Raw genomic sequence first — 14,177 nt, forward strand, 5'->3', positions numbered from 1 at the left:
CGACCATGGCCGAAGGCAAGCCCCGCTACACCCCCTACAAGCAGCCCGCGGGCGGATGGGGCGCCGCCGCGGCCACCGCAAAAGTGCTGCTGGAACAAAGCGTCGTTACCAAGGGATCGCGCGCGCTGCTGTCGATGAACCAACCGGGCGGTTTCAAATGTCCGAGCTGCGCCTTTCCCGATGCCAGTTGTACCAAGAAGCTGGAATTCTGCGAGAATGGCGCCAAGGCGCTCGCGCATGAGGCGACGAAATTCCGGGTCACGCGCGACTTCTTCGCGGCGCACAGCGTCACCGAGCTGATGGCGCAGTCGGACTATTGGCTCGAGATGCAGGGGCGGCTCACCGAGCCGATGCGCTATGACGCCGCGACCGACCATTATGTGCCGGTGAGCTGGGAGGACGCCTTTGCGCTGATCGGCCGACACCTGCGCGCGCTCGACGATCCCGACCAAGCCGAATTCTATACCTCCGGCCGCACTCCGAACGAGGCGGCGTTCCTTTATTCGATCTTCGTGCGCGAGTTCGGCACCAACAATTTTCCCGATTGTTCGAACATGTGCCATGAACCGACGAGCCGCGGCCTGCCGCCCGCGATCGGGGTGGGCAAAGGGACGGTGATCCTCGACGATTTCGAGCATGCCGAGGCCATCTTCGTGATCGGGCAGAACCCCGGCACCAACGCGCCGCGCATGATGACCTGCCTCGTCGAAGCGCGGCGGCGCGGGGTTCCGATTGTCGCGGTCAATCCGATGCCCGAACGCGCGCTGATCCGCTTCACCGAGCCGCAGGACATCGCGCAGATGGCAACCTTCGGCTCGACGCCGATCGCCAGCGAATTCGTGCATGTGAAGATCGGCGGCGATCTTGCGCTGATCAAGGGCATGATGCGCGCGATGTTCGAGCGCGAAGCCGCGGGCGAAACGATCTTCGACCATGATTTCATCGCCGAGCATACCGAAGGCTTCGAGGAACTGCGCGACGATATCATGGCGCAGGACTGGGGCGAGATGGTCGCGGTGTCGGGCATTTCGGAAGAGCAGATTCGCCGATGCGCCGAAGTCTATATCCGCTCCAACGCCACGATCATCTGTTACGGCATGGGGCTGACCCAGCATCAACTGGGATCGCGGCTGCTCCAGCAAGTTGCGGCGCTGCTGCTGCTCAAGGGCAATTACGGCAAGCCCGGCGCCGGCATCTCCCCGATCCGCGGCCATTCGAACGTGCAGGGCGATCGCACCGTCGGCATCGACGAAAAGCCGACCGAGGCTTATCTCGATCGCGTGCGCGATGTCTTCGGCTTCGAGCCGCCGCGCGCACACGGCCATCACACCGTCGAATCGGTCGAGGCGATGATGGCGGGCACCGCGAAGGTCTTCATCGGGCTGGGCGGCAATTTCGTGCGCGCGGTGCCCGATACCGACCGCGCCTATGACGCGATGCGCAAGCTGGACCTGACCGTCGGCATCGCGACCAAGCTCAACCGCGGGCATCTGGTGCATGGCAAGGATGCGCTCATCCTGCCGGTCATCGCGCGATCCGAACGCATCGAAACCGCGGCGGGCGAGCAATTCGTCACGATCGAGGATTCGATGTCGAACGTCACCGCCTCGGGCGGGGTGCTCGATCCGGCGAGCGAACATCTGTTGCCGGAGGTCGAGATCGTCTGCCGCATGGCAATGGCGGCCTTGCCCGACAGCAAGGTCGATTGGGCGAGCTATATCGACGATTATGCCCGCATCCGCGACCGGATCGCCGATGTCTATCCTGCCGTCTACGCCGATTTCGGCGAGCGCATCAAAGCGCCCAAAGGCTTTCATCTCGACATCGCGCCGCGGCGGCGCGCGTGGCTGACCCCGAACGGGAAAGCCAACTTCCTGCCGCTGCCCGGACTGCACGTCGATGCGCCGGTCGAGGATCCCGGCATGCTGCGGCTGGCGACGGTGCGATCGCACGATCAGTTCAACACGACAATCTACAGCTATAATGATCGCTATCGCGGCGTGTACAACGACCGGATGGTGGTGTTCATGAATGCCGAGGACATGGCGGCGCGCGGCTTGGCCGAAGGCGCGAAGATCACGCTGGAAACGATCAGCACCGACGGCATCGTGCGGCGGGTCGAGGGGCTGACCGCGATCGACTATCCGATGCCGGCAGGTTCGATCGCGGGCTATTATCCCGAACTCAACCCGCTGCTGCCGCTCGCCTATTATGACCCGATCAGCGGCTGTCCGGCGGCAAAGTCGATCCCGGTGCGGGTCGTCGGCGCCTAAGCGAAACGATCGAGATCGGACGGTCGGTTGATGTTCGGCAGTTCGACATCGCTCTCGACCGCACGCGCACCGATGCGGCGGGCGAAGCTGCGCACCGACCGGTCGTCCTCTTCGCTGAGAAGCGCGTCGAGCAGCGTCAGCGCCTGCACCGGCCACAGACCGATAACCGGCTGCGCGGCGACAAACGCCGGCGGCGGGGCAAGCAGGTCGCGCAGATTCGCGGGTAGCCGCAAGCAGTCGACCGGCACCGTCAGCACCGCATCGAAGCCTTCGTTTGCGGCATAAGAAAGCGCCCCGGCGATGCCGCCGAGCGGGCCGAGGCCGGGCTGCGGCCGGTCGGGTATCGCGGCGACGCGCCCGTTTTCGCGCCCGACGATGACGATCCGGTCGCATTGCGGCTTCAGCGCCGCGACGGCATGATCGAGGAGCGTCGTGCCGCCCGAGAGCGCCTGCGCCTTGTCCGAGCCGAAGCGGCGCGACTGCCCGCCGGCGAGCACCGCGCCGAGCAGCCTCATGCGCTCATGCCCTGGGCGTCGGAGATGATAAGGGCATTGTCGGCGCGCGCCAGCGAGACGAGCGTCAGCCCGGCCGATGCGGCGCGCTCGGCGGCCAGGCTGGTGGGCGCCGAGATGGTGACGAGCATCGGGCAACCCGCGCGCACCGTCTTTTCGACCAGTTCATAGCTGCAGCGCGCCGACAGCAGGATGAAGCCGCCCGCCGGATCGGTAGCGCCGCGCGCGAGCGCACCGACAAGCTTGTCGAGCGCATTGTGCCGGCCGACATCTTCGCGAACGAGCAGAATGTCGCCATCGGGGTCGCAGAAAGCGGCGGCGTGAGCGGCGCCGGTCGCACGCCCGAGCGGTTGCCGCTCGGGGAGCGCCGCAAGCGCGCGCGCGATCGCCGCGCGCGGCACGGTGACGCGCGCGGTCACGGGGGGCAGCGGGCGCAGCACCGCGTCGATATTTTCGAGGCCGCACAGGCCGCAACTGCTCTCGCTCACGCGCGTCCGGGCGCGGTCGAGCGCGCGCGCGGCGCAAGCGGGGGAAAGCCAGAGTCGCAGCGCTTGGCCGCCGGGAACCGGCTGCGCGTCGATCCGGTCGATCTGCGCTGCCGTATCGACGAACCCCTCGGCCAGTGCGAATCCGACGCCGAAATCTTCGAGATCGGCGGGCGTCGCCATCATCACGGCATAGGCGAGCCCCTGAATCTCGATCGAGACCGGCATTTCGACCGCGATCATGCGCTCGATGTCGGCATCGCCCGCCACCCCCAGACCCATCCGGCGCACCGGGCGCGGAAGGAAAGGCGGGGTATCGGCCATCAATAGGACCGCGGCATGCCGAGGACATGCTCGGCGAGGAAGGAGAGGATGAGGTTCGTCGAGATCGGCGCGACCTGATAGAGGCGCGTCTCGCGGAACTTGCGCTCGACGTCATATTCCTCGGCAAAGCCGAAGCCGCCGTGGGTCTGGATGCAGACATTGCCGGCTTCGACCGACGCGTCGGCGGCGAGCATCTTTGCCATATTGGCCTCCGCGCCGTTGGGCTGTGCGGCTTCATAGAGCCGGGCGGCTTCGTGAACCATCAATTCGGCGGCGCGCATATTGGCATAGGCACGGGCGATCGGGAAGGAGATGCCCTGGTTCTGGCCGATCGCGCGGCCGAAAACATGGCGTTCGTTCGCATAGTCGGCGGACTTCCGGATGAACCATTTGGCGTCGCCGACACATTCGGCGGCGATCAACGTCCGTTCGGCGTTCATGCCCGAGAGGATGTAACGGAAGCCTTTTCCTTCCTCGCCCAACAGGTTGGCGACCGGAATGCGCATATTGTCGAAGAAGACCTCGGTCGTCGCATGATTCATCATCGTGCGGATCGGGCGGATGGTGAGCGACCCGTCGGCCAGCGCCTTTTTCATGTCGACGATGAAGGTCGAGAGGCCTTCGGTCTTTTTCGCCGCCTGATCCTTGGGGGTCGTGCGCGCGAGGAGCAGCATCAGGTCGCTATGCTCGGCGCGGCTGGTCCAGATTTTCTGGCCGTTCACGACATAATCGTCGCCATCGCGCACCGCGACGGTGCGCAGCGCGGTCGTGTCGGTGCCGCTCGTCGGCTCGGTGACGCCGAAGGCTTGCAGGCGCAACTCGCCGGTTGCAATTCTGGGCAGATAGGCTTGCTTCTGTTCTTCCGACCCGTGGCGCAGGATCGACCCCATGATGTACATCTGCGCATGGCAGGCGCCGCCATTGCAGCCTTCGGCTTGGATCGTCTCGAGGATCGCCGCCGCCGACGACAGGCCGAGCCCCGATCCGCCATATTCTTCGGGGATCAGCACCGAGAGATAGCCCGCGTCGGTCAGAGCCTTGACGAAGGCGGTGGGATATTCGCGCCTTACGTCGAGTTCGCGCCAATATTCGGCCGGAAACTCGGCGCACAGCCGCCGCACGCCCTCACGAATCTCGGGAAAATGCTCGCTGTCATAGGGGCTGAGCTGCATCGTCGCTGGTCCAATCCTCTCTTTGCTTCGCGCCGCTTATGCCGAAGCGCCGCGCCGCCGCAACCATCAAGCGTGAGAGGGAGGGCGGCCGATCACTCGGCCTCGGTGCTCAACCCCAGCGCCGGGATGCCTATCGACCGGCGTCCGCCGAAATCCGACCGCACCACCACCGCGCCCTGCCGCTCCATATATTCGACGAGGCGGCGGACCCGGCCCGGCGAGCGCGTGCCATAAGCCGCGCCGAGCGCATCGTCGTCGGGGCAGGGCGATCCCTCCATCGCGGCGCGCCCGATCAGCAGGAAGGGCGCGAGCATGTCGTCGGGCAGGCGCGCCGCCGCGTCGAGCAGGTCGTGCCATTGCGGCTCGGCGGGATCGAAGATGCCCGCCTTCGCGAGCGCGAAGCGGCGCCGGAACTGCGCAAGGTCGAGCGGCACCTGCCGCAGCTTCTGCATCCGGCAGCGCACCGAAAAATCCTGATAGAGAAAGGATTCGGCATGAAAGCCGCACGCCGGGTCGGCGAGCATGTCGCGCAGCGCCGCGATGACCACGGGTTCGGGATCGATCGCCGGTGGCGGCTCCGACGGCGGGCCGTCGTCGATGGGCGATGTGGCGTCTTCGGCGGGGACGACGAAGCGCTCCATCAACTCCTGGGCCGCGACCGGGCGTGGGGCCGGGGCGGGGTGCGGCACGGGTTGGGCGTCGAGATTGGCGAAGAGCATCGTCTGCATATCGGCCGGCTCGGCACTTGGCAGCGGCAACAGGCTGTGCGTGCCTGCGCGCGTCGCGGTGCGGGTCGAGCCGATACGGATCGATACCGGCCGCCGCGTGATCGCGGGACCAAGGCCGAGAAAGCAGCCGCGGTCGAGGTCGCGTATCTGCTCGGCCTGGCGGCGCTCCATGCCGAGCAGGTCGGCGGCGCGCGCCATGTCGATGTCGAGGAAGGTGCGCCCCATCAGGAAATTGCTCGCCTCCGCGGCAACATTCTTGGCGAGCTTTGCGAGCCGCTGCGTCGCGATGGCGCCGGCGAGGCCGCGCTTGCGGCCGCGGCACATCAAATTGGTCATCGCCGACAGCGAGGCGCGCCGGACCGCGTCGGATACTTCGCCCGCCGCGCTCGGCGCGAACATCTGGGCTTCGTCGACGACGACGAGCGCCGGGAACCAGTGTGCGCGCGGCGCATCGAACAAGGCGTTCAGGAAGACCGCGACGCAGCTCATCTGCGCCTCGATCTCCAGCGTGTCGAGGCTGAGGACGACCGAGGCGCGGTGTTCGCGGATGCGCGCGCCCATCGCCGCGATTTCGGCCTCGCTATAATCGCCTGCGTTGACGACGATGTGCGAATATTGGTCGGCGAGGGTGACGAAATCGCCCTCGGGATCGATCACGATCTGCTGGACGAGTCCGGCGCTTTCTTCGAGGAGGCGGCGGAGCAGGTGCGATTTGCCCGATCCCGAATTGCCCTGGACCAACAGGCGCGTCGCCAGCAATTCCTGGACATTGACATGAACGGGCCGCTGCGCGCCGTCGATTCCGATTTCGATGCTGTTGTCCACTGCGCAGCCCCTAACGAGGCGCCCGCGCCGTGACAACCGGGCTCGGCGTCCGGCGACGGCGCGCGCCGCGTCAGCGGATGATCGTCCCGCCTTTCATCACATGATCGACCCGTTCGAGGGCGCGAATATCGGTCAGCGGATCGGCCTTCACCGCGATCAGGTCGCCATAGCGGCCCGGTGCCACCGCGCCGACATCGCTACGGCCCATTTCTTCCGAAGCGCGGCCGGTCGCAGCCTGGATCGCCTGCATCGGCGTCATGCCATAACGGACCATATAGGCGAATTGACGCGCGTTGAGCCCGTGCGGATAGACCCCCGCGTCGGTCGCGAAGCCGATCTTGATTCCCAATTCGACGGCCCGCCTGAACGCCGCGCGCTGCGTGTCGGTGGTTTCGCGATTCTTGCGCAAATATTCCTCGGGCCAACCCTCTTTCGTCCCGATGTCGTTGATGTAATCGCCGTTGTAGATGTCCATCGCGAGCCAGGTGCCGTGCGCCTTCGCCATCTGCAGCGCCTCTTCATCGGCGAGGCTTGCATGCTCGATGCTGTCGACCCCGGCACGGATCGCATTCTTGATCCCTTCGGCGCCATGCGCGTGAGCCGTGACGCGCTTGCCGCGTGCGTGGGCGACCGTCACGACGGCGCGAAGCTGATCCTCGGTGAGTTCGGGCGCACCGGGTTCGGTGCCGATCGCCAGCACCGCGCCGGTCGCAATGGTCTTGATGAAATCGGCGCCATGATCGAGCAGAAAGGCGGTCTTGTCCGCCGCCTCTTCGGGCGTCGCGGCGACTCCCAGCCGCATATCGGGCGGGAGCTGGTCATTGGGGACGACGCCGTTGAGTTCGCCGCCGCCGCCGGGGATGGTGATATAGGCGCCCGCGACCCACATGCGCGGCCCCGGTACATCGCCGCGGTCGATCGCATTGCGGAGCGCGACGTCGGTCAGCCCGCGATAGGTGCCGACGTCGCGCACGCTGGTGAAGCCGGCGTCGAGCGTCACGCGTGCGTTGCGCGCGCCGACGAGCGCGGTTTCGGCGGGCGAGGCCTTCATCGGTGCGGCAAGATCGGCGCTTTGCCCCAGATCGGCGAGGTGCGTGTGCAGGTCGATCAGCCCCGGCAGCACCGTATAGGCCGACCAGTCGACGACCTGCGCGCCGTCGGGCGCCTTGCCGCACGGCGCGACCGCGACGATATGCTCGTCGGCGATGGTGATGCACTGGCCGGTGCGAACGGTGTCGGTAAGTCCGTCGATCAGGCGCCCGGCCTTTACATAGACGCTTGCCGCCGAAGCGGGCGCGGATGCCGCCGCCAGCGCGGCGATCAGCGCGAAGCGTTGAAGGTGTCGCACTGTCGCGGATCTCCGGTTTCCAGGCCGCGGCGCAGCCAGCTCATGCGCTGTTCGCTCGTGCCGTGGGTGAAACTTTCGGGAACGGGACGCTGCCCGGCCGAGCGCATCAGCGTATCGTCGCCGATCGCGTTGGCGGCGCGCATCGCTTCTTCCATATCGCCGGGTTCCATCACCGGCTGACCGTCCTTCGTCCGCGCGCGATTGGCCCAGACGCCGGCGTAGCAGTCGGCCTGCAGCTCCATGCGAACCTGCAGTGCATTGCCCTCGGCCTGCGACGATCGCGCCTGCATCTGGCGAACCTTGTCCGAAATGCCGGTCAGCGTCTGGATGTGGTGGCCGACTTCGTGCGCGACGACATAGGCCTGCGCTGCATCGCCGGCGGCGCCGAAGCGGCTCGCCAGTTCGTTGAAGAAAGCGGTGTCGAGGTAGACCCCTTGATCGGCGGGGCAGTAGAACGGGCCCATCGCGGCCTGTGCAGCGCCGCAGCCCGACCGGTTTTCGTCGGTGAAGAAATTGAGCGTCGGCTTGCGATAGCCGTCGACAAGCTGCCCCCAGACCTGATGCGTCGAGCCGAAGACGTTGCAGGCGAATTTCTCCGCCGCCGTGTCGCAGGCAACCCCCTGCGGTGCGCCGCGGCTTTGTGCCATCGGGTCGGCGCTTCCACCGCCGGTGCTGAGCAGGCTGGCGCCGGGACCGAGAAAGACGAAGGCGAGCACGCCGAGCAGCAGGATGGTCCCGCAGCCCATCTTGCGCCCGAGCAGCATCGGCAGCAGGCCGACGAGCAATCCGCCCATGCCGCCGCCCCCGCCGCCGAATCCGCCCCCGCCGCGACCGAGATCGCGAATGTCGTCGCCGGGATCATAATCGTCGAGGCGCATGCCTGTCTCCGCCGTCAAAGCCTTGTCGTAAAACGGTTGTGGCAGCAGCACCCCGCAATTGGAAGGGGATTCGCGCTGCACAGCACCCTTGCATTGTTCGCTGTTGCGGCGCACAAAAGACGCGGGTGCCGACCCAAAAGAGGATCGTTTCCGAGTCCATGCCTCGCCGCGCTGCCCGAGCCGCCCTGCCACTTCCCGACCTTGTGGTGCTTGTCCTGCAGGGGGGCGGTGCGCTTGGCGCCTTTCAGGCCGGCGTTTACGAAGCGCTGATCGATCTGGGGATCGAACTCGATTGGGTCGCGGGCATTTCGATCGGCGCGATCAACGCCGCCATCATCGCGGGCAATCCGCGCGACGAGGCGGTCGGAAAGATGCGCGCCTTTTGGGAGGGCGTGTCGTCGGCGCTGCCCTTGCTGCCGGTGGTCGACAATGATGCGGTGCGGGAGTGGGTGCATCTGGGCGCGGCCGCGCAGGTGGCGAGCTTCGGGGTGCCGGGATTTTTCGTTCCGCGCATCCCGCCGCCGCTTTTCGCCGAACGGCAAACGCCTGCCGCGGTCAGCTATTATGACACGACGCCGCTGATCGCGACGCTCGACCGGCTGATCGACTGGGATCGGCTCAACACGGGCAATGTCCGGCTTTCGGTCGGCGCGGTCGCGATCGAGACGGGCAATTTCCGCTATTTCGATACCCGCACCGACCGGATCGACGCGCGGCACATCATGGCGTCGGGCGCCTTGCCGCCGGGACTGCCGCCGATCGAGATCGACGGGCATTGGTATTGGGATGGCGGGCTGGTGTCGAACACGCCGCTCGAGCATGTGGTCGAGGCGGCGCACGAGGATATGCTCGTCTTTCAGGTCGATCTTTTCCCGGCGCGCGGCGATCGTCCGCACGATCTGGAAGAGGCATGGTCGCGCGAAAAGGATATCCGCTATTCGAGCCGTACCCGGCGCATTTCCGACGGGCTGGTACGGCGGCGCAAGGAGCATGCGTTGATCGACCGGATGCTGGCGAAGCTGCCGCCCGAGGCGCGCGATCTGCCCGAGGTCAAGGCAGTGCAGAAGATGGTCGATTGCAAGGCGCTGAACGTCGTGCAGCTCATTCATCAACCGCCCGCCTGGCAGACCGGTGCGCGCGATTTCGAATTCTCGCGCTCGACGATGGAGGCCAATTGGGCGCTCGGCCGCGCCGCGGTCGAAGCGGCGATGAAGGACGGGCATCTTCTTGCCGAAAGCATCGCCGAAGGGCGATCGGACAGTTTCGCGGTGCAGGCCGACCTGCTGCGGCCCAAGGCCGGCTGACCGCCATCATTATCTCCCCCCGAAGAAAGGACTATTTATGCGACTGCAAGGCAAGACGGCTCTCGTCACCGGATCGACGTCGGGCATCGGCCTCGGCATTGCCAAGGCGCTCGCCGCCGAGGGCGCGAACATCATTATCAACGGCTTCGGCGAAGAGGCGGCGATCGAAGCCGAACGCACGGCGCTGCAGGTGCTGAACGGCGGCAAGGCCGCCTATGATGGTGCCGACCTGACCAAGCCCGACGAGATCGAAGCGATGTTCAAGCGCGCCGACAAGGACATGGGCGGCGTCGACATCCTCGTGAACAATGCGGGCATGCAATATGTCGCGCCGGTCGAGGATTTCCCGGTCGAAAAATGGGACATGATCATCGCGCTCAACCTGACCGCGGCCTTTCACACCATTCGCCACGCGGTTCCGGGGATGCGCAAGAAGGGATGGGGTCGGATCATCGGTACCGCATCGGCGCACTCGCTCGTCGCCTCGCCGTTCAAATCGGCCTATGTCACCGCAAAGCACGGCCTTGCGGGCCTGACCAAGACGGTTGCGCTGGAAGTTGCCGAAGCCGGCATCACCGTCAATTGCATCAGCCCGGGCTATGTCTGGACGCCGCTCGTCGAGAACCAGATCCCCGATACGATGAAGGCGCGGCATATGACACGCGAGCAGGTCATCAACGACGTGCTGCTCGCCGGTCAGCCGACCAAGCAGTTCGTTACGGTCGAACAGGTGGCCGCGATCGCCGCCTTCCTGACCCGCGACGAGGCCGCGAACATCACCGGCGCCAATCTGAGCGTCGATGGCGGCTGGACCGCCGCCTGAGGGCGCTTGCGCGCGTCCCGCCCTTGAGCATTCGTCCGTCGCCTCCTAAGGGTTAACCAAAGCCGATCAGGAGAGACGGAGAATGCGGGGTCGCACTACGCTTGTTTCCACCCTGGCGCTGGGGTTGACCCTTGGCGCCTGCCAGACCGTGCCCGCCGTGCCGCCTTCGGCGGCCGACGCCCCTGCGTCCGCAGGAACGTGGCGCGCGACGGCGACCGATCAGGACAAGGAACGCATACGCAGCTGGTACAAGAGCTGGCAGGCGGCGCTGACCGATGCGCGCGCGAAAGGCTATGGCGCCGATATCGAGCGCGAGGGCGTTTTGCTCGAGCCGATGGCGGCGCTGCCCAATCCGCACATTCCTGCTGGCGATTACCGGTGCCGGACGATCAAGCTCGGTACGCAGGGGCGCAGCACGCTCGCCTATATCGCTTATGACTGGTTCCGGTGCCGCATCGCCGACGAGCAGGGCATCGCGAGCTTCGTCAAGCTGACCGGATCGCAGCGTCCCGTGGGCCTGATCTTTCCCGACAGCCTGAACCGGCAGGTCCTTCTGGGCACGCTGCAGCTTGGCGACGAACGGCTGGCCATCGATTATGGTACCGACCGCATGCGCGATATGGCGGGGCTGGTCGAACGGATTGGCGACAATCGCTGGCGGCTGGTGCTGCCGGCGCCGGCCTATGAATCCTTGCTCGACGTGATCGAGTTGGTTCCCGCAAACTGACGGAACAATTTGACGCGCGAGATTGACGGATAAAGGGGGATTTATGCGGATTTTGTGGACGGGCGTTGCAGCACTGGCGCTGACGATGCCGGCGGCGGCGCAATCGCTGGGCGATCAGGTGCAGCAGCAGATGCCCTCGCTGATGACGATCTACAAGGATCTGCACGCCAACCCCGAACTCAGCTTCATGGAGGTGCGCTCGGCCGGCATTCTGGCCGCCGAAGCGCGCAGGCTCGGCTTCGATGTCACCGAAAAAGTTGGCGGAACCGGCGTCGTCGCCGTGATGAAGAACGGCCCCGGTCCGGTGGTGCTGGTGCGCGCGGACATGGACGGATTGCCGGTGACCGAACAGACGGGCCTGCCCGGTGCGTCAAAGGTTCGCGTGACCACCAAGGAAGGCGTCGAAACCGGCGTGATGCATGCGTGCGGCCACGATACGCACATGACGTCGTGGATCGGCACCGCGCGGCTGATGGCGGCGAACAAGGATAAATGGTCGGGAACGCTGGTGATGATCGGCCAGCCCGCCGAGGAACGCGGCGCGGGCGCGCGGATGATGCTCGAAGATGGGCTCTATACCCGCTTTCCCAAGCCGCAATATGCGCTCGCCTTCCACGACGCGGCGCAGTTTCCGGCCGGAGCGATCGGCTATACGCCGGGCTATGCGCTCGCCAATGTCGATAGCGTCGACATATTGGTGAAGGGGGTCGGCGGTCATGGCGCCTATCCGCAGGCAACCAAGGATCCGATCGTGCTGGCGAGCCGGATCGTCACCGCGCTGCAAACGCTCGTGTCGCGTGAAATCAGCCCGCTCGACAGCGCCGTCGTCACCGTGGGCAGTTTCCATGCCGGCGCGAAGCATAATATCATCCCCGACGAGGCGCGGCTGCAGTTGACGGTTCGCAGCTATACCGATGAGGTGCGCAACCATCTGCTCGACGGCATTGCGCGCGTGGCCAAGGGCGAAGCGATCGCCGCAGGCCTCCCCGACGACAAATTGCCGGTGGTCAGCGTCGAAAAGGACGAATTCACGCCCTCGACCTTCAACACCCCCGATTTTACCGAGGATATGGCAGCGTTCCTGACGACGCGCTTTGGCGACAAGCGCGTCATCAAGATGCCGCCGGTCATGGGCGGCGAGGATTTCGGCCGCTTCTCGCGCGACGACAAGGACATCAAGAGCCTGATCATCTGGGTCGGCGGCGTGCCGCAGGCCGAACTCGATGCGGCGAAGAAGGAAGGGCGGACCCTGCCCAGCCTTCACTCGCCCTTCTGGGCGCCCGACGCGCCCGCCGTCATCTCGACCGCGACCGAGGCGCTGACGTCGATGGCGATGAAGCTGATGCCGAAGGGGTAATCGGCGGATTGGGGCCGACGCGCTGACCTGATACTGGCGCTCGGCCCTGCGCGCGCTCGCTCTGGCCCCGGCGCCATTTCCCAAATAAATTGGGATGGACCTGTTGGTGGCCCTGTGGTGAGCAAAAGCCATGTCTGCGCATGACCCATTTTCCGGCTTGTCCGCACGCCTGACCGACCGGGAAATGGAAGTTTTGCGCCTGCTGGTCGCGGGACATACCGTCAAGACCATCGCGGCGCGTCTGGGGCATTCGGAGACCTCGATCAACGAGCGCCTGCGCTCCGCCCGCCGCAAGACGGGGGTCGGCAGCAGCCGCGAATTGGCGCGCCTTCTCGACCTCCAAAAAACTTGTGACGAAAATATCGATCTTCCGAAACGGCGCCCCGATGTGGAGCCGTTGGCACACACCGCAACCATCGGGGTTCGCGGTTCGAAAGGATTGATCGCCATGCTCTTTGCAATATCCCTGGCCGCCGCCGGATTGATGTTTGCGGCCGCCCCGTCCGATGACCAGCCGGGGTCCTCGAACGCCACCTATGATGCGGCATCGCGTTCCTTGCCGCTGGTCGGAAGCTGGTCGCTGGACGCATCGCAGTTGCCCGAAAAAGAACGGCCCCGGCGGGTGACGATCAGCTTCCGGCCAGCGCAGGACGGCAAGTGGACGACGCGCGTCGAAATCGTCGCGCCCGACGGCTCGGTCAAATATTCGGAATCGACCGCCGCGCTCGATGGCGTCGCCGTGCCGATCACCGGCAACATGGATTTTATCGACACCGTCGCCCTGCGTCAGCCGGCACCGGACACATTGGTGATGACTTTGGGAAAGACAGGCACCCGGGTGTCGACGCGGGTCTATACCGTCGCCAAGGATCTGAGATCGATGACCGAAACGATTATTTGGTCCAGCGACAATAGTCAGAAGCTGGAGACCACGCATTTCAATCGCGTCGAGTGATCGACGCGTAGCGTCCCGCCGCCGGCGGGGGTCCTCTCAAATGTCCCCGGGAGGACTTGCAAGCGGCGGGGCGCTATCCTACATTTGAAAAGTGCGGGCCGGGCCCCTCTGGCGTCGGCGGGATATTTCCCGCCACGTGATGTCGGACCGCATCGGGTGACACCGATGCCTTGGCGGCCCATCCTCCCCCCTACCAAAGGGCCCGGCATCGGCGTCACCTGCTTTTGAGCAATCTCAATCAGGAGGCGCCTTATGTCCATGAATACCCACATTTATCGATTGACCGTGCTGCACCGCAAGCTCGACGACGCCGTGCGTCGCGAGCGCGGACGGCGTGGCGGCGATCCGTTTCGCCTGTTGCGGCTGAAGAAGCTGAAGCTGGCGGTCAAGGATCGCCTTGCCATGCTCGCGCGGCGCCCGGCCTTCGGGCGCTAATCATCGATAATCCATGATATGGGCGCGTCGC

13 protein-coding genes are annotated in these 14,177 nt (G+C 65.7%); 7 read left to right on the forward strand and 6 right to left on the reverse strand.

The window, feature by feature from the left end:
- The first annotated feature begins 5 nt into the window (after positions 1-5).
- Positions 6-2,273, forward strand: a complete 2,268-nt coding sequence (locus L0963_RS14605; protein WP_234180257.1) for an FdhF/YdeP family oxidoreductase — start codon at positions 6-8, stop codon at positions 2,271-2,273.
- Here L0963_RS14605 and mobA read toward each other — a convergent pair.
- From mobA to ypfJ, 6 genes are all read right to left on the reverse strand, one after another.
- Complete coding sequence (gene mobA, locus L0963_RS14610) at positions 2,270-2,788, reverse strand: molybdenum cofactor guanylyltransferase (protein ID WP_234180259.1); 519 nt, start codon at positions 2,786-2,788, stop codon at positions 2,270-2,272. The two genes, L0963_RS14605 and mobA, sit on opposite strands and share 4 nt — an antisense overlap.
- On the reverse strand, positions 2,785-3,594 hold the full coding sequence (gene fdhD, locus L0963_RS14615; RefSeq protein ID WP_234180260.1) for a formate dehydrogenase accessory sulfurtransferase FdhD: 810 nt from the start codon (positions 3,592-3,594) through the stop codon (positions 2,785-2,787). The genes mobA and fdhD overlap by 4 nt, the downstream gene beginning before the upstream one ends.
- Positions 3,594-4,766, reverse strand: coding sequence for an acyl-CoA dehydrogenase family protein (locus tag L0963_RS14620; RefSeq protein WP_234180262.1), 1,173 nt, complete (start codon positions 4,764-4,766; stop codon positions 3,594-3,596). The genes fdhD and L0963_RS14620 overlap by 1 nt, the downstream gene beginning before the upstream one ends.
- A 92-nt stretch (positions 4,767-4,858) precedes the next feature.
- Complete coding sequence (locus L0963_RS14625; protein WP_234180264.1) at positions 4,859-6,319, reverse strand: helicase HerA domain-containing protein; 1,461 nt, start codon at positions 6,317-6,319, stop codon at positions 4,859-4,861.
- 70 nt (positions 6,320-6,389) lie between these two features.
- The gene (locus tag L0963_RS14630; protein ID WP_234180266.1) at positions 6,390-7,667 is read right to left on the reverse strand and encodes a Xaa-Pro dipeptidase; all 1,278 of its coding nucleotides are present in this window, start codon (positions 7,665-7,667) and stop codon (positions 6,390-6,392) included.
- Complete coding sequence (gene ypfJ, locus L0963_RS14635; protein ID WP_186403007.1) at positions 7,640-8,545, reverse strand: KPN_02809 family neutral zinc metallopeptidase; 906 nt, start codon at positions 8,543-8,545, stop codon at positions 7,640-7,642. Before ypfJ ends, L0963_RS14630 begins: the two co-directional genes overlap by 28 nt.
- A gap of 158 nt (positions 8,546-8,703) precedes the next feature.
- Between ypfJ and L0963_RS14640 the strand changes: the two genes are divergently transcribed.
- The 6 genes from L0963_RS14640 to L0963_RS14665 all read left to right on the forward strand — a co-directional run bounded on the left by L0963_RS14640 (position 8,704) and on the right by L0963_RS14665 (position 14,146).
- Positions 8,704-9,849 carry a patatin-like phospholipase family protein gene (locus L0963_RS14640; RefSeq protein WP_234180268.1) on the forward strand — a complete coding sequence of 382 codons (1,146 nt, stop codon included), beginning with the start codon at positions 8,704-8,706 and terminating at the stop codon, positions 9,847-9,849.
- Positions 9,850-9,886: 37 nt separating this feature from the next.
- Entirely contained in the window at positions 9,887-10,672 is a 786-nt protein-coding gene (locus L0963_RS14645) for a 3-hydroxybutyrate dehydrogenase (RefSeq protein WP_234180270.1), read from the forward strand.
- 82 nt (positions 10,673-10,754) lie between these two features.
- The gene (locus L0963_RS14650) at positions 10,755-11,399 is read left to right on the forward strand and encodes a DUF4893 domain-containing protein (RefSeq protein ID WP_234180272.1); all 645 of its coding nucleotides are present in this window, start codon (positions 10,755-10,757) and stop codon (positions 11,397-11,399) included.
- 43 nt (positions 11,400-11,442) lie between these two features.
- On the forward strand, positions 11,443-12,756 hold the full coding sequence (locus tag L0963_RS14655; protein WP_234180274.1) for an amidohydrolase: 1,314 nt from the start codon (positions 11,443-11,445) through the stop codon (positions 12,754-12,756).
- Positions 12,757-12,886: 130 nt separating this feature from the next.
- On the forward strand, positions 12,887-13,711 hold the full coding sequence (locus tag L0963_RS14660; RefSeq protein ID WP_234180276.1) for a helix-turn-helix domain-containing protein: 825 nt from the start codon (positions 12,887-12,889) through the stop codon (positions 13,709-13,711).
- Between the two features lie 252 nt (positions 13,712-13,963).
- Positions 13,964-14,146 carry a DUF465 domain-containing protein gene (locus tag L0963_RS14665; RefSeq protein ID WP_234180278.1) on the forward strand — a complete coding sequence of 61 codons (183 nt, stop codon included), beginning with the start codon at positions 13,964-13,966 and terminating at the stop codon, positions 14,144-14,146.
- Positions 14,147-14,177 lie beyond the last annotated feature (31 nt).

Source organism: Sphingopyxis sp. NFH-91 (assembly GCF_021401285.1).
Classification (GTDB): Bacteria; Pseudomonadota; Alphaproteobacteria; order Sphingomonadales; family Sphingomonadaceae; genus Sphingopyxis; species Sphingopyxis terrae_A.

Coding starts and splice junctions, on each gene's coding strand:
- L0963_RS14605 (WP_234180257.1), top strand. CDS start 6: ATGGCCGAAGGCAAGCCCCGCTACACCCCCTACAAGCAGCCCGCGGGC.
- mobA (WP_234180259.1), bottom strand. CDS start 2,788: ATGAGGCTGCTCGGCGCGGTGCTCGCCGGCGGGCAGTCGCGCCGCTTC.
- fdhD (WP_234180260.1), bottom strand. CDS start 3,594: ATGGCCGATACCCCGCCTTTCCTTCCGCGCCCGGTGCGCCGGATGGGT.
- L0963_RS14620 (WP_234180262.1), bottom strand. CDS start 4,766: ATGCAGCTCAGCCCCTATGACAGCGAGCATTTTCCCGAGATTCGTGAG.
- ypfJ (WP_186403007.1), bottom strand. CDS start 8,545: ATGCGCCTCGACGATTATGATCCCGGCGACGACATTCGCGATCTCGGT.
- L0963_RS14640 (WP_234180268.1), top strand. CDS start 8,704: ATGCCTCGCCGCGCTGCCCGAGCCGCCCTGCCACTTCCCGACCTTGTG.
- L0963_RS14645 (WP_234180270.1), top strand. CDS start 9,887: ATGCGACTGCAAGGCAAGACGGCTCTCGTCACCGGATCGACGTCGGGC.
- L0963_RS14650 (WP_234180272.1), top strand. CDS start 10,755: ATGCGGGGTCGCACTACGCTTGTTTCCACCCTGGCGCTGGGGTTGACC.
- L0963_RS14655 (WP_234180274.1), top strand. CDS start 11,443: ATGCGGATTTTGTGGACGGGCGTTGCAGCACTGGCGCTGACGATGCCG.
- L0963_RS14660 (WP_234180276.1), top strand. CDS start 12,887: ATGTCTGCGCATGACCCATTTTCCGGCTTGTCCGCACGCCTGACCGAC.
- L0963_RS14665 (WP_234180278.1), top strand. CDS start 13,964: ATGTCCATGAATACCCACATTTATCGATTGACCGTGCTGCACCGCAAG.